Raw genomic sequence first — 13,273 nt, forward strand, 5'->3', positions numbered from 1 at the left:
CTAACCCGTGAAGTTGAGCAATCTGAAGATCGCGCCGAAGCTTGGCATTCTCGTCGGCGTCACGCTGTTCGGCCTCTGCATCTCCGGAGTTCTCGCCGGCTACCTGATGAAGCGCGAGATGGTGAATGCGCGCATCGACCAGGCCAAGGCGATCGTCGAGCTGGCGCGCAACTATGCCGCCGCGTTGAAGAAGCGCGTCGATGCCGGCGAGATGACGAAGGACGCCGCGATGGCCGAGCTTCGCCGCTACGGCAACGCGATGACCTACGACAAGGGTGCCGGCTACCTGTTCGGCACGTCCTATGACGGTCTCACCCAGCTCGCGCCCGATCCGAAGGTGATCGGCACCAACCGAATGGAGGTCGTGACCAACGGCCGCAAGCTGTCGCTGGAATTGATGAACGGCGTCAAGGCCAACGGCGAGATTCTGCTTCACTATGAATATATGAAGCCCGGCCAGGAAACGCCGATCCGCAAGATCGGGTACGCCGTCGCGGTGCCCGGCTTCGACATGTATCTCGGCACCGGCGCCTATCTCGACGACATCGACGCCAAGATGGGCCCGGTCTACTGGCTGCTCGGACTGGCGGTGCTCGGCATAGTCATCGTTGCCGGCAGCGTCGCCTGGCTGATCGGCCGCAGCATCAGTGCTCCGCTCGCCCGGCTCGGCACCCGCATGAAGGATCTCGCCGACGGCAAGCTCGAGGGTGATATCCCCGGCGTCGGCCGCGGCGACGAGGTCGGCGCGATGGCGGCGACCGTCCAGATCTTCAAGGACAACGCGGTCCGCATCCGCGACCTCGAGAGGACCGAGGCGGACGCCACGGAACGCGCCGCGGCGGAACGCCGCAGCGCCATGGAGGAGATCGCCGACGACTTCGAGCGCAGCGTCAACGGCATCGTCCGCTCGGTCTCTTCGGCCGCAGCCGGCATGCAGACCACGGCGCAATCGATGACCGCGACCGCCAGCGACGCCTCTTCGCGCGCGGCGACCGTCGGTGCCGCCTCGCAAAAGGCGTCCGGCAATGTCGGCACCGTTGCGGCCGCCGCCGAAGAGCTGTCGAGCTCGGTTGCGGAAATCTCCCGCCAGGTCACGCGCTCGACTGAAGTTGCGGGCCGTGCCGTCACCGATGCCGAGCGCACCAACGCCACGGTGCAGGAGCTCTCCACCGGAGCCGAGAAGATCGGCGAGGTGGTCAAGCTCATTCACTCGATCGCGGCGCAGACCAACCTGCTCGCGCTCAACGCCACCATCGAGGCGGCGCGGGCCGGCGAGTCCGGCCGCGGCTTCGCCGTGGTCGCCTCCGAGGTCAAGGCGCTCGCCAACCAGACGGCGAAGGCGACCGAAGAGATCTCCGCCCAGGTCGCGGCGATGCAGACTTCGACCAGCGACGCGGTGGCGGCCATCTCCGGCATCACCCAGACGATCGCCGAGATGAGCGAGATCACCGCCGGCATTTCCGCATCGATCGAGCAGCAGGGCGAAGCGACGCGCGAGATCGCGCGCAACATCCAGTCGGTCGCAGCCGGATCGAGCGAGATCAACGCCCATATCGGCAGCGTCACCTCGGCCGCGGAAGCGACCGGTAGCGCGGCCACCGACGTGCTCAGCAATGCCCGCGAGCTGGACAATCAGTCCGGCGCGCTGCGCAATGCCGTGGATGGCTTCCTCGCCAAGGTCCGCGCGGCGTAAGTGCGCTGTATTCGTAGGGTGGGCAAAGACGCGAAGCGTCGTGCCCACCTTTTCTTTTGATTCGCGACGGTTGGTGGGCACGCTACGCTTTGCCCACCCTACGACACCGCGCTACTGCTTCTCGATCTTCGCGTTGGTGATCAGCTTCTCCCACAGCACCAGCTGCTCGTTCACGAAGGTGCCGAGCTGCTCCGGCGTGCCGGAGAAGGCGTCCATGCCGAGCGTGGCGAGCTTGGCCTTGACCTCCGGATTCTCGATGATCTTGCGGATCTCGGTGTTGAGCCGCGTCACGATCTCCTTCGGCATGCCGGCGGGGCCGAAATAGCCCTGCCATGACGAGATGTCGAAGTCCGGCACGCCGGCCTCCTGCATCGAGGGCAAATGCGGCACCAGCGGCGAGCGGTCCTTGGTGGTGACGGCGAGCGCGCGCAGGGCGTTGCCATTGACGTGGGGCAGGCCGGTCAGGATGTCGACGAACATCATCGAGACGCGGCCGCCCATGACGTCGTTGAGCGCCGGCGGCGAGCTCTTGTAGGGCACGTGCAGCAGGTCGAGCCCGGCGTTGTGCGCGAAGGTCGCGCCCGACACGATCGCCGAGGACGAGCCGGAGGCGTAGCTCAGCTTGCCCGGATTGGCCTTGCCGTAGGCCACCAGCTCTCCGACGGTCTTGGCCGGCACATCGGGATTGATGACCAGCATGAAGGGCAGGTCGCCGGTGCGGGCGATCGGGGTGAAATCCTTGACCGGATCGTAAGTGAGGCTCTTGAGCAGATAGGGATTGGCCGAATGCGTGGTGTTGGTCGTCACCAGCAGCGTGTAGCCGTCGGGAGCGGCCTTCGCGACATAGGTCGCGGCCAGCATGCCGTTGGCCCCCGCCTTGTTCTCGATCACGATGGGAACGCCGAGCGCCTGCGACAGATGCTGCGAGATCAGCCGCGTCGTGGTGTCGGTGCCGCTGCCGGCCGCGAACGGCAGCACCAGCGTGATGTTGCGGCTGGGATAGGTGTCGGCGTGAGCGGTGGATGCTGCCGTGAGGCACAGCGCGGCCGCGGCGACGGTCCGCAGGTTTCGGATCAGCCCTGAAATCATGTCTGGTCGTTCCCTCTTTTTGGTTGGCGGGGAACCTAGCTTGTCCAAAGGGGAATCGGAAGATGGCTATAGGTCGTGACCGGGTCCGTCGCGCGGAATTACTTCATCGCCGAGCCCCGGCGCGATGCAAGCACGACGCCGGCGAGCACCAGGGCGTAACCGATCAGGTGGAACGGCTGGAGCTTCTCACCCAGCAGCAGGATCGCCAGCGCCGAGCCGAACACCGGCACCAGATGGAAGAACGGCGCCGCACGGTTCGGCCCGATCAGCGCCACGCCGCGGTTGAAGAAGAGATAGGCGAGGGTGGAGGGAAAGATCAGGATGTAGCCCAGCGTCGCCAGCGTGATCGCGTCGAATTGCAGCACGCTGCCGCTTGCCGCCTCCCAGATCGCGGTCGGCAGCAGCATCGTCGCGCCGCAGCAGGTGGTGAAGGACAGGAACGAGAGCTGGTGGATCTTCGGCCGGCGCGGGATGAAAGCCGAGTAGAGCCCGAACGCCACCAGCGAGGAAGCGAACATGATGTCGCCCCTGTTGAAGCTGATGCTTGCCAGCGCCGCGAGATCGCCGCGCAGGATGATGATCAGCACGCCGAGCAGCGAGATCGCGATGCCGCCGAGCTGCGCGCCGGTCAGCCGCACGCCGAACAGTACCAGCGACCACAGCGCCACGAACAGCGGACCCGCCGACTGGATCAGCAGCGCGTTCAGCGCCTCGGTGTATTGCAGCGCCCAGTACGAGATCGCGTTGTTGAAGGCGAAGCCGACCAGCGACAGGAACAGCATCAGCGGCAGGCTCTTGCGCAAGGCAGGCCAATCGCGCTTCAGATGCGGCCAGGCGAACGGCAACAGGATCAGGAACACGCCGAACCAGCGGATGGTGGTGATCGTCAGCGGCGGAACATGCGCCCCGACATGGCGCGCGAGCACGATGTTGCCGGCCCAGAACAGCGAGCTCAGGCTGAGCAGCAGATAAGGCTGGTTGTTGAGCCAGCTGGCCGGATTGGCGGCCGGTGGCGCGGGCGAAGCAATTGTCATGGGCGTTTTGTGCAAGCTTGCGCCGGATCGGCGTCGTGGCACAAGTCACAGCGCCGCAATGCTACAATGCAGCCGAGCCTTAAGGAGGTGCCGTTGGCGGTCAATATGTTGAACATCGAGGGCCTGGAGCGGCTCGATCCGAATGCGCCGGTGGTGATGCTGAACCTGATGCGCTTCCACGCGCGCTCGCGCGACGGCAACGGGTCGGGCTGGGACGCATATTTGCGCTACAGCGCGATCGCGGTGCCGATGATCAAGGCGCGCGGCGGCACGCTGCTCTGGACCGGTGAAGCCAAGGCGGTCGCGCTTGGTCCTCACGCGGGCAACGATTGGGACTTCGTCGCGCTGGTCCATTACCCGTCCGTCTCGACCTTTCTCGACATGATGACCTCGGAAGCCTACGAGCGCGAAGCCGATCCGCATCGCGTCAACGGCTGCGCCGAGCACGTGATCATCGCGACGAGCGAGGCCTACAGCAAGTTCAGGACGAAGTAGCGGGGCGATCTTGCTTACCCTCCCTTGGAGGCTACGGCATTCGCACATCGAAGTTGAAGGCGGGCAGACTCGTAGGGTGGGCAAAGGCGCACTTGCGCCGTGCCCACCATGACCCCGCACAGCAGAAGCCGTGGGCACGCTTCGCTTTGCCCACCCTACGAGGCGAGTTACGTCGTCTGCTTCCTTGACGCCGCGAACACGCCCGACAGCACCAATGCAAAGCCGATGAAGTGGAACGCCTGCGGGTGCTCGCCCAGAAACACCATCGCCATGATCGAGCCGAACACCGGCACGACGTGGAAGAAGGGCGCGGTGCGGTTGGCGCCGATCAGGCGCACGCCGCGATTGAAGCAGAGATAGGCGAGCGCCGAGGGGAAGACGGCGACGTAGAACAGGGTCAAGAGGTTCGGCCCGTCGAGCTTCATCACCGGGCGTGCCGACAGTTCCCAGATCTCCAGCGGAATGAGACAGGCGGCGCCGCAGCCGAAGGTGAAGGCGAGGAACGAGAGGCCGTGCATCGGCGGCCGCTTCAATGACAGCACCGAATAGAGCGCGAAGATCAGGAGCGCGAGCAGGAAGATCAGGTCGCCCTTGTTGAAGTCGATGCTCGACAGCGTGGTGAAATCGCCGTGCAGCAGGATGGTCAGCACGCCGCACATCGACAGCAGAACGCCGAAGGCTTGAGCCGCGGTCAGACGGATGCCGAGGATGACCAGCGACCACAGCGCCACCAGCAGCGGCGCGGCCGATTGCAGCAGCAGCGTGTTGAGCGCCTGGGTATGCTCCAGCGCCCAATATTGCAGCGTGTTGAAGGCGCCGATGCCGGTGATCGAGAGCGTGATCATCAGGCCGAGCTTGCCGCGGATCGCCGGCCAGTCCTGCACGAGGTGCTTCCAGGCGAACGGCAGCACCAGCAGGAAGGCGAAGAACCAGCGCAGGAACGACAGCGTGACCGGCGGAATGTGGCCGGCGGCGAGCCGCCCGACGATGGCGTTGCCGGCCCAGCACAGCGCGGTGATGCTGAGCAGCAGGTAAGGCTGGTTGGCGATCCAGCTGTGGCCGGATGTTTCCGCATGCGTGGTGTGGCCGGTGGCGGACATTGTGATGGTTGGGCCCCGCGTCGAGTACGCCGAGCCCTCCGGCCCGGCGAGGTCCGGGCCGGCTGATCCACCCGGCAGGTCCAAAGACACGGAAAACGAGGTTGCAGCAACGGGGGGCGGACGCATCGCGACCATGCCAGCGGCGAAGGCGGCCTCTCACGCTTTGGTCGAAGCCGCCTACGCCGGCCAGCAAGGGTCGGGATTTTCCGCGGATATCAAGGGCTTGGACCGGGCTTTGGACCCCGAAAAAGCCCCGTTCTTGCTTGCCTAGAGGGGCTGCTTCCTTTATCCGGTTGGCTGCCTTGCGTGCGGGCGGCTCCGGCCGCCGATTGGGCTGGGCGCAGGCATGATCCCGGAAGAGTGGGCACCGGTTTTCCGCGAGGATCATGCCTTCTAGAGACAGATTGAACAGGATTACCCGCGAATGGCCAATGTTGTCGTCGTCGGCGCCCAATGGGGCGACGAAGGGAAGGGCAAGATCGTCGACTGGTTGTCGGAGCAGGCGGATATCGTCGTCCGCTTCCAGGGCGGCCATAATGCCGGCCACACGCTGGTGATCAACGGCAAGACCTACAAGCTCGCGCTCCTGCCCTCCGGCGTGCTGCGCGAAGGCAAGCTGTCGGTGATCGGCAACGGCGTGGTGTTCGACCCCGCCGCCTTCCTCGACGAGGTCGCCAGGCTCAGGTCGCAGGGGGTCGATGTCAGCCCCGACAATCTGCGTGTCGCGGAAAACGTCACGTTGATCCTGCCGCTGCACCGCGAGCTCGACGCGCATCGCGAATCCGCCAGCGCCGCGACCGCGATTGGCACCACGCGCCGCGGCATCGGCCCGGCCTATGAAGACAAGGTCGGCCGCCGCGCCATCCGCCTGATGGATCTCGCCGATCATCAGACGCTGCCGCACAAGATCGACCGCCTGCTGGCGCACCACAACGCGCTGCGCCGCGGCCTCAACCTGCCGGAATTCGACAGCGCCGTGATCCTGAAGGAGCTGATGGCGATGGCGCCTCAGCTGCTGCCCTATGCCGAGACGGTCTGGCGGCTGCTCGATATCGAGCGGCGCGCCGGCAAGCGCATGCTGTTCGAGGGCGCGCAAGGCGCGCTGCTCGACGTCGACCACGGCACCTATCCCTACGTCACCTCGTCCAACACGGTGGCGGCCCAGGCCGCGACCGGCGCTGGCCTCGGACCGGGCGCGGTCGGCTACGTGCTCGGCCTGTGCAAGGCCTACACGACCCGCGTCGGCCAGGGCCCGTTCCCGACCGAACAGGACAACGAGATCGGCCGCAAGATCGGCGAGCGCGGCCGCGAGTTCGGCACCAATACCGGCCGCCCGCGCCGCTGCGGCTGGTTCGACGCCGTGCTGGTCCGCCAGGCGGTGCGGACCTGCGGCATCAACGGCCTCGCGCTGACCAAGCTCGACATCCTCGACGGCTTCGATTCGATCGAGGTCTGCACCGGCTACAAGCTCGACGGCAAGGAGATCGACCATTTCCCGGCCGGCGAGGGCGCGCAGGCCCGCGTCGAGCCGATCTACGAGACCATCGAGGGCTGGAAGGAGCCGACCGCCAATGCGCGGTCCTGGGCCGACCTGCCGGCGCAGGCCATCAAATATGTCCGTCGGATCGAGGAATTGGTGGGATGTCCGGTTGCGCTGCTTTCCACCAGCCCGGAACGCGAAGATACTATCCTGGTGCAAAATCCGTTTGAGGCTTAACGATATCTTACCGGGACGCGCGTATAGTTGAGTAGAAATGGCTGATTACTACCCGCTGATCGCCCGCGCTATTGCCGCCCTGGACCCCAACGCTCCCGGCGAAAGCCGTCGCGCGCTCTATGAGCGGGCGCGCACGGCCCTGATCGCGCAGCTGCGCAGCGTGCAGCCGCCGCTCTCCGAATCCGAGATCACCCGCGAACGGCTGTCGCTGGAGGAGGCCGTCCGCAAGGTCGAATCGGAGGCTGCCCAGCGTGCCCGCGAGGCCTCGCGTCCCGGTGGCGGCGCCCGTAGCGGCGGCAGTGGCGATGCCTTCCGCCGCGCCAGCACCCGTGCCACCGAGGGCAACCCGGCTGCGGCGCCGCCGCGCACGCGTCCGGCCCCGACGCCGCCGCGCGCCGACCGCCCGTCCTTCAACGTCGACGACCAGGGCGAGGCCCCGCGTCCGCCGCGCGCGCCCCGTTTCGACGCCCCGCGCCCGTCGGGTCCTCCCCCCGCGCCGCCGCCGGAGCCGCCGGCCGGGCGCGATCGCCAGGGTGCGCGCCGCCCGCCCGATGTGGGACCGCCGCCGCCGCTGCCGTCCTCGCCCGGCGTGCGCGGCTTCCGCGACATCACGGCCGATGCCAATGATCTCGGCGGTGCCGCCGCGCAGGCCAGCCGCGCCGCGCGCCGCACCTATGCCAACGTGCCCTCGCCCTCGCCGGAATTCGACCGGTTGGAGCCGAGCCTGGAAAACCGCACCGGCGAATCCGAGGCGCCCTATTCCTACGACGAGTCGATCGAGGAGGCCGAGCGCTACACGCCGCAGCCGCCGTCGCCGCGTGCGCGCATTGCCCCCGACCGCGACGTCAAGAAGCGCGCCCGTACCCGCTCCGCCTTTCCGTTCAAGAGCGCGATTGCCATCGGCATCGTGCTCATCCTGGTCGGCGCCGGCATCCTCTGGGGCAAGCAACTGGTCCAGATCGTCAACGGCTTTCTCAAGCCGTCCGCGACGCAAGTGGCTGATACGCCGACCCCGGCGCAGCCGCAGAGCAAGCCCAAGATTCCCGATCGCGTCGGTCAGCCCTCGGCCAGCGACCAGCCGGTCGCGCCGGTGGCGCAGAAGGTCGTGCTCTACGACGAGGATCCGTCCGACCCGAAGGGCAAGCAATATGTCGGCTCGGTGGTGTGGCGGCTCGAGCCGATCAAGGCCTCGGGCAACCAGAAGGCCGACCTCGCCGTGCGCGCCGACATCGAGATCCCCGACCGCAAGTTCAAGATGACGATGTCGTTCCGCCGCAACACCGACTCCTCGCTGCCGGCGAGCCACACCGCGGAATTGACCTTCATCCTGCCGCAGGATTTCCCCGGCGGCAGCGTCTCCAACGTGCCGGGCATCTTGATGAAGTCGAACGAGCAGGCCCGCGGCACGCCGCTCGCAGGCCTCGCGGTCAAGGTCACCGACGGCTTCTTCCTGGTCGGCCTCTCCAATGTCGACGCCGACCGCGCCCGTAACGTCCAGCTCCTGAAGGAGCGCTCCTGGTTCGACGTGCCGCTGGTCTACGCCAACCAGCGCCGTGCCATCATCGCCATCGAGAAGGGCGCCCCCGGCGAGCGCGCCTTCAACGACGCCTTCGCGCAGTGGGGCGATTGAGCCCTTCTGTCATTCCGGGGCGCGCGTAGCGCGAGCCCGGAAGCCATTTCACCGTGTCACATGCCGCCCGATGGATTCCGGGCTCGGTGCTGCGCACCCCCCGGAATGACAATCTTGGATGGAACGACTACTGCGCCGCGGCTTCCCGCTTGCGCGATGCCGCCGCGGCGGCGTGCTCGCGGTCCATCACGGCGCGGCAGCCGGGGCTGACATGGGCCTTGTTCCGCACCATGCAGGCGGTGATGCGCGGGATGTCGGGAATCTCGCTGGAGCACAGCCGCATCGCGTCACCCGAGCACATCTGCTGGGCTTGTTGCGAGAAGGCGAGACTGGGTGATGTCTGGAGTACGAAGGTAGTGGCGAAGGCGAAGAGAGAGGTGATGGTCTGATAGCGCGTCATGAAGGTTGCGTCCCCGAGTTCCGTGGGTTGAGCCACTTGGTTTTGGGGCGCCGCACGCGGCTTGATCTGCCGCATGTCACAGCCTTCACGCCGGGAGCTTCAATCCCGCATGTGGTCGCTCGATTTCGTGATGCTCGAATCGAAAGTGCTGCGCCGCCCGAGCGAAGTATGCGCCAATGTCACGCGCCCGCAATGGCCGGCACAAAGGAATTCGCAATTGTTGCACGCCAGTCACGTCGTGCGCGATCAGATCAGCCAGCCTACGACGCCCGCGCCTGTTCCGCATCGCTCGCGCCGAGCGACGCGGCGTGTTCCTCGACGGCGGTGACGCCCTTGGGCGTCAGCTCGAACAGATCGCCGTCCTTCATCACGTAGCCGTCGGCGATCAATTGCCCCATCTTGCCCTGCCGGTCGTCGGCGAAGGCGACGGACTGGCTGATGTCCCGCAGGATCGAGAGCTCTTCGTCGTGCAACATGGCTTCACGCTCCATTCGCGGGGATGGGTTCGTCCTCACATGCCGTGGCTCTGAAACACCTTGCTGCAGGGCTTCGACAGCTTGGCCCGATTGGCTTGCAGGCAGCTCTGCACCGCGCCGTCATTGCCGAGGTCCTTGCGGCAGAAGCGCTGGGCATCGCGCGAGCAGGCCTGCTGCTCCTGCGGCGTGCCCATATGGCCTTGGGCGAACGTGGGTGACGTCGACAGCCCGCTGAGGGCCGCCAGCGCGATCGTCGCCAGGAGAATCTTGCGGGCCATCGGCGGCTCCAGTCTGTCAGGGGTTGAATTCAGGTCCAGCATGAACTCATCGCCTTGCCACTTGTTCCCCTTAAGGCGCCCGGCGCCCGCTGTTCAAGGTTCCCGCTGCGCTGCTATAACGCCGGTAAAGTGTGAGGTGCTTGATGAAACGCTATCTGGTGTTTGCGCTGGTCGGCCCGTTCGTCGGCGGGTTCCTGCTGCTGCTGACGACGACCTACCAGTCCGGCTATTGGGCGCAGACCAATCTCGCCGAGGTCGGCAAGCTTTTCGCGGTGTTCTTCAAGACCCTGCAATACAGCTACCTGTTCGGCTTCCTGCCCTCGCTGATGATCGGCGCGGTCGACGACATCCTGCTCCACATCCGCCGGATCGGTCCCGGCTTGCGGATGCTCCTGGTCGGCCTGTTCGCCTTCGTCCTGGCCTCGCTCACCTACAGCTCGCGCGGGCCGGATTCGGGCGCGGTGCAGTTCATCCTGTACGGGCTCGTGGGTTTCGTGCCGGCGGTGATTTCGTCCTGGCTCGTGCATCGCTATGTCGAGGAGCCGCAAGCCGCGCCGGCGCCGACCTGACGCGCGGCAGCAACCTCCGCCGCGCTGGCGCGTTCACTCGAGGCCATGGGCATGCCCGACGACGACATCCTCGCTCCGCGCAAATCCCGTTCCGGGAGCAGCTCGCGTGCGCGCTTCTCGCGCGACGAGGCCCGCGGGCCGATCATCGACCAGGAAGGCCACGAGATCAGGCCCGAAAGGCTGGAGCAGGGATTTCGCGAGTTCCGCTTCGAGTTCGGTCAAGGCGGCCCGTTCGGCAATCTGACCCGCGAGCAGCGGATCGCACGGCTCGAGGCGATCGCCAAGCTGCTCGACGTCGCCTTCATCCTGCCCGGCACCAACATCCGCTACGGCATCGACGGGCTGATCGGCCTGATCCCCGTCGTCGGCGACATCATCACCACCGCGATCTCGCTGTGGCTGGTGCGCGAGGCCCGCGCGCTGGGCGCGCCCTGGCACATCACGGCGCGCATGCTCGGCAATGTCGCGGTCGACGGCGTGGTTGGCCTCGTCCCGTTCGCGGGCGACGCCTTCGACGTCATGTTCCGCGCCAACATGCGCAACGTCCGCCTCTTGCGCCGCTGGCTGGAAAAGCAGCCGCGGATGTAGCCTGGCTGAGAGCGCTCGCCGCGAGTCCGACTGGTCGACAATGCGCTGGATCTCCCAGAGTCGTCATTGCGAGCGCAGCGAAGCAATCCAGAAATCTCTCCGCGGAGGGACTCTGGATTGCTTCGCTACGCTCGCAATGACGGCCGGACAAAGCCCCAAAACACAAAAGGCGCGACGACCTTTCGGCCATCGCGCCTTCTGCGCACATCGAACTTTGTTGCGAAAGCTTACGCCGCGTCGGCGTCGGTCTCCGCGGCCGGGGCCGGCTTGGGCCGGCGGGGCAGCGGGAAGGCATCGCTCTCGTACAGCGAGCGGATGCCGTTCTGGTCGAAGCGCGCTTCCTCGACCTGGAGATAGGCGCCGTTCAGCGAGTCCGTCGGCAACTGCTCCATCGCGAACTGCACGGCCTCGGCCGCCGTGCCGAACCGGCGATAGGTGAAGCCCGCGCGCTTCTTCTTGCGGATGGCGGCGGGGAAGAGCTCGGCGGAGGTGTTGAAGTTGAACGGACGCAGTGGACGCATGGTCAAAGACCTCGTGATCTTCTCTGGGGCTTTAAGCGCGTGGGGTTGGGGAGGGCAGGGGCCGCAATCGAGCGGGCCCGCCACATGTCATTGTCGCCCTCTAATATAGGCCGATTTGACAAAAATGCGACCCCCGCGATGCGAGATGATGAATCCGCGCATGGCAGCTCCGCTGACCAATAAAATCTTTATATTTCAATAACTTATATGGTTTAAACTTTGCCAAGAAGCAGCAGCACGACCAGGATGACCAGCACGACCCCGCCGATCCCCATGCCGGAATGTCCAAGGCCATAGCCGTAGCCGCCGAACCGTCCGGACAGGCCGCCGACGAGATAGATGATCACCAGGATGATCAGGATGGTCCCAAGCGTCATGGCATCCTCCCTGGCGGCCGCCGAATGCGATCATCGGCCGCACCGCCAGAGCAGAAAAGCACATCGCGCCGCCGGGTTCCACGGGGGAACCCGGCGGCGCGCCGCGTTATTTGGGCTCGAGCTTCAGCGCCGCGGAGTTGATGCAATAGCGCAGGCCGGTCGGCCCGGGGCCGTCGGGGAAGACGTGGCCGAGATGGCCGCTGCATTTGGAGCAGAGCACCTCGGTGCGGATCATGCCGTGGCTGGTGTCCCGCTCCTCGTCGATGTGGCTCTCGGCCGCCGGCTGGGTGAAGCTCGGCCAGCCGCAGCCGGAATCGAACTTGGCATCCGACTCGAACAGCACGTTGCCGCAGCCGGCGCAGACATAGGTGCCGGCACGGTGCTCGTGCTCATATTCGCCCGAGAAGGGACGCTCGGTCGCCTTCTCGCGCAGCACGGCGTATTGCATCGGCGATAGCTCGCGCCGCCACTGCTCTTCGCTCTTGATGACCTTGTCCTCGGTCGCTTTCGTCTTGGTGTCGGGCATGGGTCTCCCGTTGCTTTGGTGATCTTTCGATCAGTTGGTGGCCTTGCCGGCATTCACCAGCGTCGGCTTCTCAATGTAGTTATCCGCGAACAGCTTTTTCAGGTTCTCGACCTTCGGGATGTCGTTATAGGCGATGTAAGGCTGGTTCGGGTGCAGCGTCAGATAGTCCTGATGATAGGCCTCCGCCGGATAGAACGCCTCCAGCGCGCCGATCTTGGTCACGATCGGCTTGTTGAACACCTTCGCGCCGTTGAGCTGGGCGACATAGGCCTCCGCCACCTTCTTCTGCTCGTCCGACGTGGTGAAGATGGCCGAGCGATATTGCGGGCCAACGTCGGGGCCCTGGCGGTTGAGCTGGGTCGGGTCGTGCACCACCGAGAAGTAGATCTGGAGGATCTTGCCGTAGGAGATCTTCTTCGGGTCGTACTTGATCTCGACCGATTCCGCATGGCCGGTGCGGCCGCTCGACACCGCCTGGTAGTCGGCGGTCGCCTTGGTGCCGCCGGCATAGCCGGACACCGCGTTGACCACGCCGGCCGTGTGCTGGAAGACGCCTTGCACGCCCCAGAAGCAGCCGCCGGCGAGCACGGCGGTCTGGATGCCGCTTGCGGGCGAAGCGTCCAATGCGGGAGCTGGGATCACGACCGCCTCCTCCGCGGCCCGGGACGGCATCAAGAAAGCCAGCGTCACGGCGGTGGTTGCGGCGAGCAGGGTGGCGAGGGCGGTTCGGCGCATGGCAATCCTCTTTCGGCAATCCTCTTTTGGGAGGTCTGACAGTCT

Annotated in this window: 16 protein-coding genes; 6 read left to right on the top strand and 10 right to left on the bottom strand. The window is 66.0% G+C overall.

Going from position 1 to position 13,273, the window contains the following annotated elements; translation table 11 throughout:
* The first annotated feature begins 7 nt into the window (after nt 1–7).
* Complete coding sequence (locus N2602_RS07070) at nt 8–1,693, top strand: methyl-accepting chemotaxis protein (RefSeq protein ID WP_260382172.1); 1,686 nt, start codon at nt 8–10, stop codon at nt 1,691–1,693.
* 111 nt (nt 1,694–1,804) lie between these two features.
* Here the strand turns inward: N2602_RS07070 and N2602_RS07075 are convergent, their stop codons facing one another.
* Both N2602_RS07075 and N2602_RS07080 read right to left on the bottom strand, forming a co-directional pair.
* Complete coding sequence (locus tag N2602_RS07075; protein WP_212254319.1) at nt 1,805–2,782, bottom strand: tripartite tricarboxylate transporter substrate binding protein; 978 nt, start codon at nt 2,780–2,782, stop codon at nt 1,805–1,807.
* 98 nt (nt 2,783–2,880) lie between these two features.
* A complete protein-coding gene (locus tag N2602_RS07080) occupies nt 2,881–3,816 on the bottom strand; it encodes a DMT family transporter (RefSeq protein WP_260382173.1) in 936 nt (311 codons plus the stop codon).
* Nucleotides 3,817–3,909: 93 nt separating this feature from the next.
* Here N2602_RS07080 and N2602_RS07085 point away from each other — a divergent pair, with 93 nt between their 5' ends.
* Complete coding sequence (locus N2602_RS07085; protein WP_246708776.1) at nt 3,910–4,311, top strand: DUF1330 domain-containing protein; 402 nt, start codon at nt 3,910–3,912, stop codon at nt 4,309–4,311.
* A 167-nt stretch (nt 4,312–4,478) separates the two neighbouring features.
* Here N2602_RS07085 and N2602_RS07090 read toward each other — a convergent pair whose 3' ends face one another.
* Nucleotides 4,479–5,411, bottom strand: coding sequence for a DMT family transporter (locus tag N2602_RS07090; RefSeq protein WP_172784701.1), 933 nt, complete (start codon nt 5,409–5,411; stop codon nt 4,479–4,481).
* 424 nt (nt 5,412–5,835) lie between these two features.
* Here N2602_RS07090 and N2602_RS07095 point away from each other — a divergent pair, with 424 nt between their 5' ends.
* Nucleotides 5,836–7,128, top strand: coding sequence for an adenylosuccinate synthase (locus tag N2602_RS07095; protein WP_172784700.1), 1,293 nt, complete (start codon nt 5,836–5,838; stop codon nt 7,126–7,128).
* Nucleotides 7,129–7,165: 37 nt separating this feature from the next.
* Nucleotides 7,166–8,758 carry a hypothetical protein gene (locus tag N2602_RS07100; protein ID WP_260382174.1) on the top strand — a complete coding sequence of 531 codons (1,593 nt, stop codon included), beginning with the start codon at nt 7,166–7,168 and terminating at the stop codon, nt 8,756–8,758.
* 127 nt (nt 8,759–8,885) lie between these two features.
* Here N2602_RS07100 and N2602_RS07105 read toward each other — a convergent pair whose 3' ends face one another.
* The 3 genes from N2602_RS07105 to N2602_RS07115 form a co-directional block, all read right to left on the bottom strand.
* Nucleotides 8,886–9,158 carry a hypothetical protein gene (locus tag N2602_RS07105; protein WP_246570588.1) on the bottom strand — a complete coding sequence of 91 codons (273 nt, stop codon included), beginning with the start codon at nt 9,156–9,158 and terminating at the stop codon, nt 8,886–8,888.
* A gap of 260 nt (nt 9,159–9,418) precedes the next feature.
* Nucleotides 9,419–9,634: a hypothetical protein gene (locus tag N2602_RS07110; RefSeq protein WP_172784697.1), complete on the bottom strand. Its 216-nt coding sequence runs from the start codon at nt 9,632–9,634 to the stop codon at nt 9,419–9,421.
* Between the two features lie 35 nt (nt 9,635–9,669).
* A complete protein-coding gene (locus tag N2602_RS07115; protein ID WP_172784696.1) occupies nt 9,670–9,912 on the bottom strand; it encodes a cysteine rich repeat-containing protein in 243 nt (80 codons plus the stop codon).
* 143 nt (nt 9,913–10,055) lie between these two features.
* Between N2602_RS07115 and N2602_RS07120 the strand changes: the two genes are divergently transcribed.
* Nucleotides 10,056–10,481 (top strand): DUF5413 family protein, encoded by a 426-nt coding sequence (locus N2602_RS07120; RefSeq protein ID WP_172784695.1) that lies wholly within the window; start codon nt 10,056–10,058, stop codon nt 10,479–10,481.
* A gap of 45 nt (nt 10,482–10,526) precedes the next feature.
* Nucleotides 10,527–11,069 carry a DUF4112 domain-containing protein gene (locus N2602_RS07125; RefSeq protein WP_172784694.1) on the top strand — a complete coding sequence of 181 codons (543 nt, stop codon included), beginning with the start codon at nt 10,527–10,529 and terminating at the stop codon, nt 11,067–11,069.
* A gap of 227 nt (nt 11,070–11,296) precedes the next feature.
* Here N2602_RS07125 and N2602_RS07130 read toward each other — a convergent pair whose 3' ends face one another.
* The 4 genes from N2602_RS07130 to msrA all read right to left on the bottom strand — a co-directional run bounded on the left by N2602_RS07130 (nt 11,297) and on the right by msrA (nt 13,228).
* Entirely contained in the window at nt 11,297–11,590 is a 294-nt protein-coding gene (locus tag N2602_RS07130; protein WP_024337713.1) for a hypothetical protein, read from the bottom strand.
* Nucleotides 11,591–11,802: 212 nt separating this feature from the next.
* Nucleotides 11,803–11,967, bottom strand: a complete 165-nt coding sequence (locus N2602_RS07135; RefSeq protein WP_172784692.1) for a DUF3309 family protein — start codon at nt 11,965–11,967, stop codon at nt 11,803–11,805.
* A gap of 106 nt (nt 11,968–12,073) precedes the next feature.
* The gene (gene msrB, locus N2602_RS07140; RefSeq protein WP_212254324.1) at nt 12,074–12,493 is read right to left on the bottom strand and encodes a peptide-methionine (R)-S-oxide reductase MsrB; all 420 of its coding nucleotides are present in this window, start codon (nt 12,491–12,493) and stop codon (nt 12,074–12,076) included.
* A gap of 30 nt (nt 12,494–12,523) precedes the next feature.
* Nucleotides 12,524–13,228: a peptide-methionine (S)-S-oxide reductase MsrA gene (msrA, locus tag N2602_RS07145; protein WP_172784690.1), complete on the bottom strand. Its 705-nt coding sequence runs from the start codon at nt 13,226–13,228 to the stop codon at nt 12,524–12,526.
* Between the last annotated feature and the right edge of the window lie 45 nt (nt 13,229–13,273).

Source organism: Bradyrhizobium sp. NC92 (genome assembly GCF_025200865.1).
In the GTDB taxonomy this organism is placed as follows: Bacteria; Pseudomonadota; Alphaproteobacteria; order Rhizobiales; family Xanthobacteraceae; genus Bradyrhizobium.

Excerpts from the sequence above, each read along its gene's own strand:
- N2602_RS07075 (WP_212254319.1), bottom strand. The coding sequence starts at position 2,782 with ATGATTTCAGGGCTGATCCGAAACCTGCGGACCGTCGCCGCGGCCGCG.
- N2602_RS07080 (WP_260382173.1), bottom strand. The coding sequence starts at position 3,816 with ATGACAATTGCTTCGCCCGCGCCACCGGCCGCCAATCCGGCCAGCTGG.
- N2602_RS07090 (WP_172784701.1), bottom strand. The coding sequence starts at position 5,411 with ATGTCCGCCACCGGCCACACCACGCATGCGGAAACATCCGGCCACAGC.
- N2602_RS07095 (WP_172784700.1), top strand. The coding sequence starts at position 5,836 with ATGGCCAATGTTGTCGTCGTCGGCGCCCAATGGGGCGACGAAGGGAAG.
- N2602_RS07100 (WP_260382174.1), top strand. The coding sequence starts at position 7,166 with ATGGCTGATTACTACCCGCTGATCGCCCGCGCTATTGCCGCCCTGGAC.
- N2602_RS07105 (WP_246570588.1), bottom strand. The coding sequence starts at position 9,158 with ATGACGCGCTATCAGACCATCACCTCTCTCTTCGCCTTCGCCACTACC.
- N2602_RS07110 (WP_172784697.1), bottom strand. The coding sequence starts at position 9,634 with ATGTTGCACGACGAAGAGCTCTCGATCCTGCGGGACATCAGCCAGTCC.
- N2602_RS07115 (WP_172784696.1), bottom strand. The coding sequence starts at position 9,912 with ATGGCCCGCAAGATTCTCCTGGCGACGATCGCGCTGGCGGCCCTCAGC.
- N2602_RS07120 (WP_172784695.1), top strand. The coding sequence starts at position 10,056 with ATGAAACGCTATCTGGTGTTTGCGCTGGTCGGCCCGTTCGTCGGCGGG.
- N2602_RS07125 (WP_172784694.1), top strand. The coding sequence starts at position 10,527 with ATGGGCATGCCCGACGACGACATCCTCGCTCCGCGCAAATCCCGTTCC.
- N2602_RS07130 (WP_024337713.1), bottom strand. The coding sequence starts at position 11,590 with ATGCGTCCACTGCGTCCGTTCAACTTCAACACCTCCGCCGAGCTCTTC.
- N2602_RS07135 (WP_172784692.1), bottom strand. The coding sequence starts at position 11,967 with ATGACGCTTGGGACCATCCTGATCATCCTGGTGATCATCTATCTCGTC.
- msrB (WP_212254324.1), bottom strand. The coding sequence starts at position 12,493 with ATGCCCGACACCAAGACGAAAGCGACCGAGGACAAGGTCATCAAGAGC.
- msrA (WP_172784690.1), bottom strand. The coding sequence starts at position 13,228 with ATGCGCCGAACCGCCCTCGCCACCCTGCTCGCCGCAACCACCGCCGTG.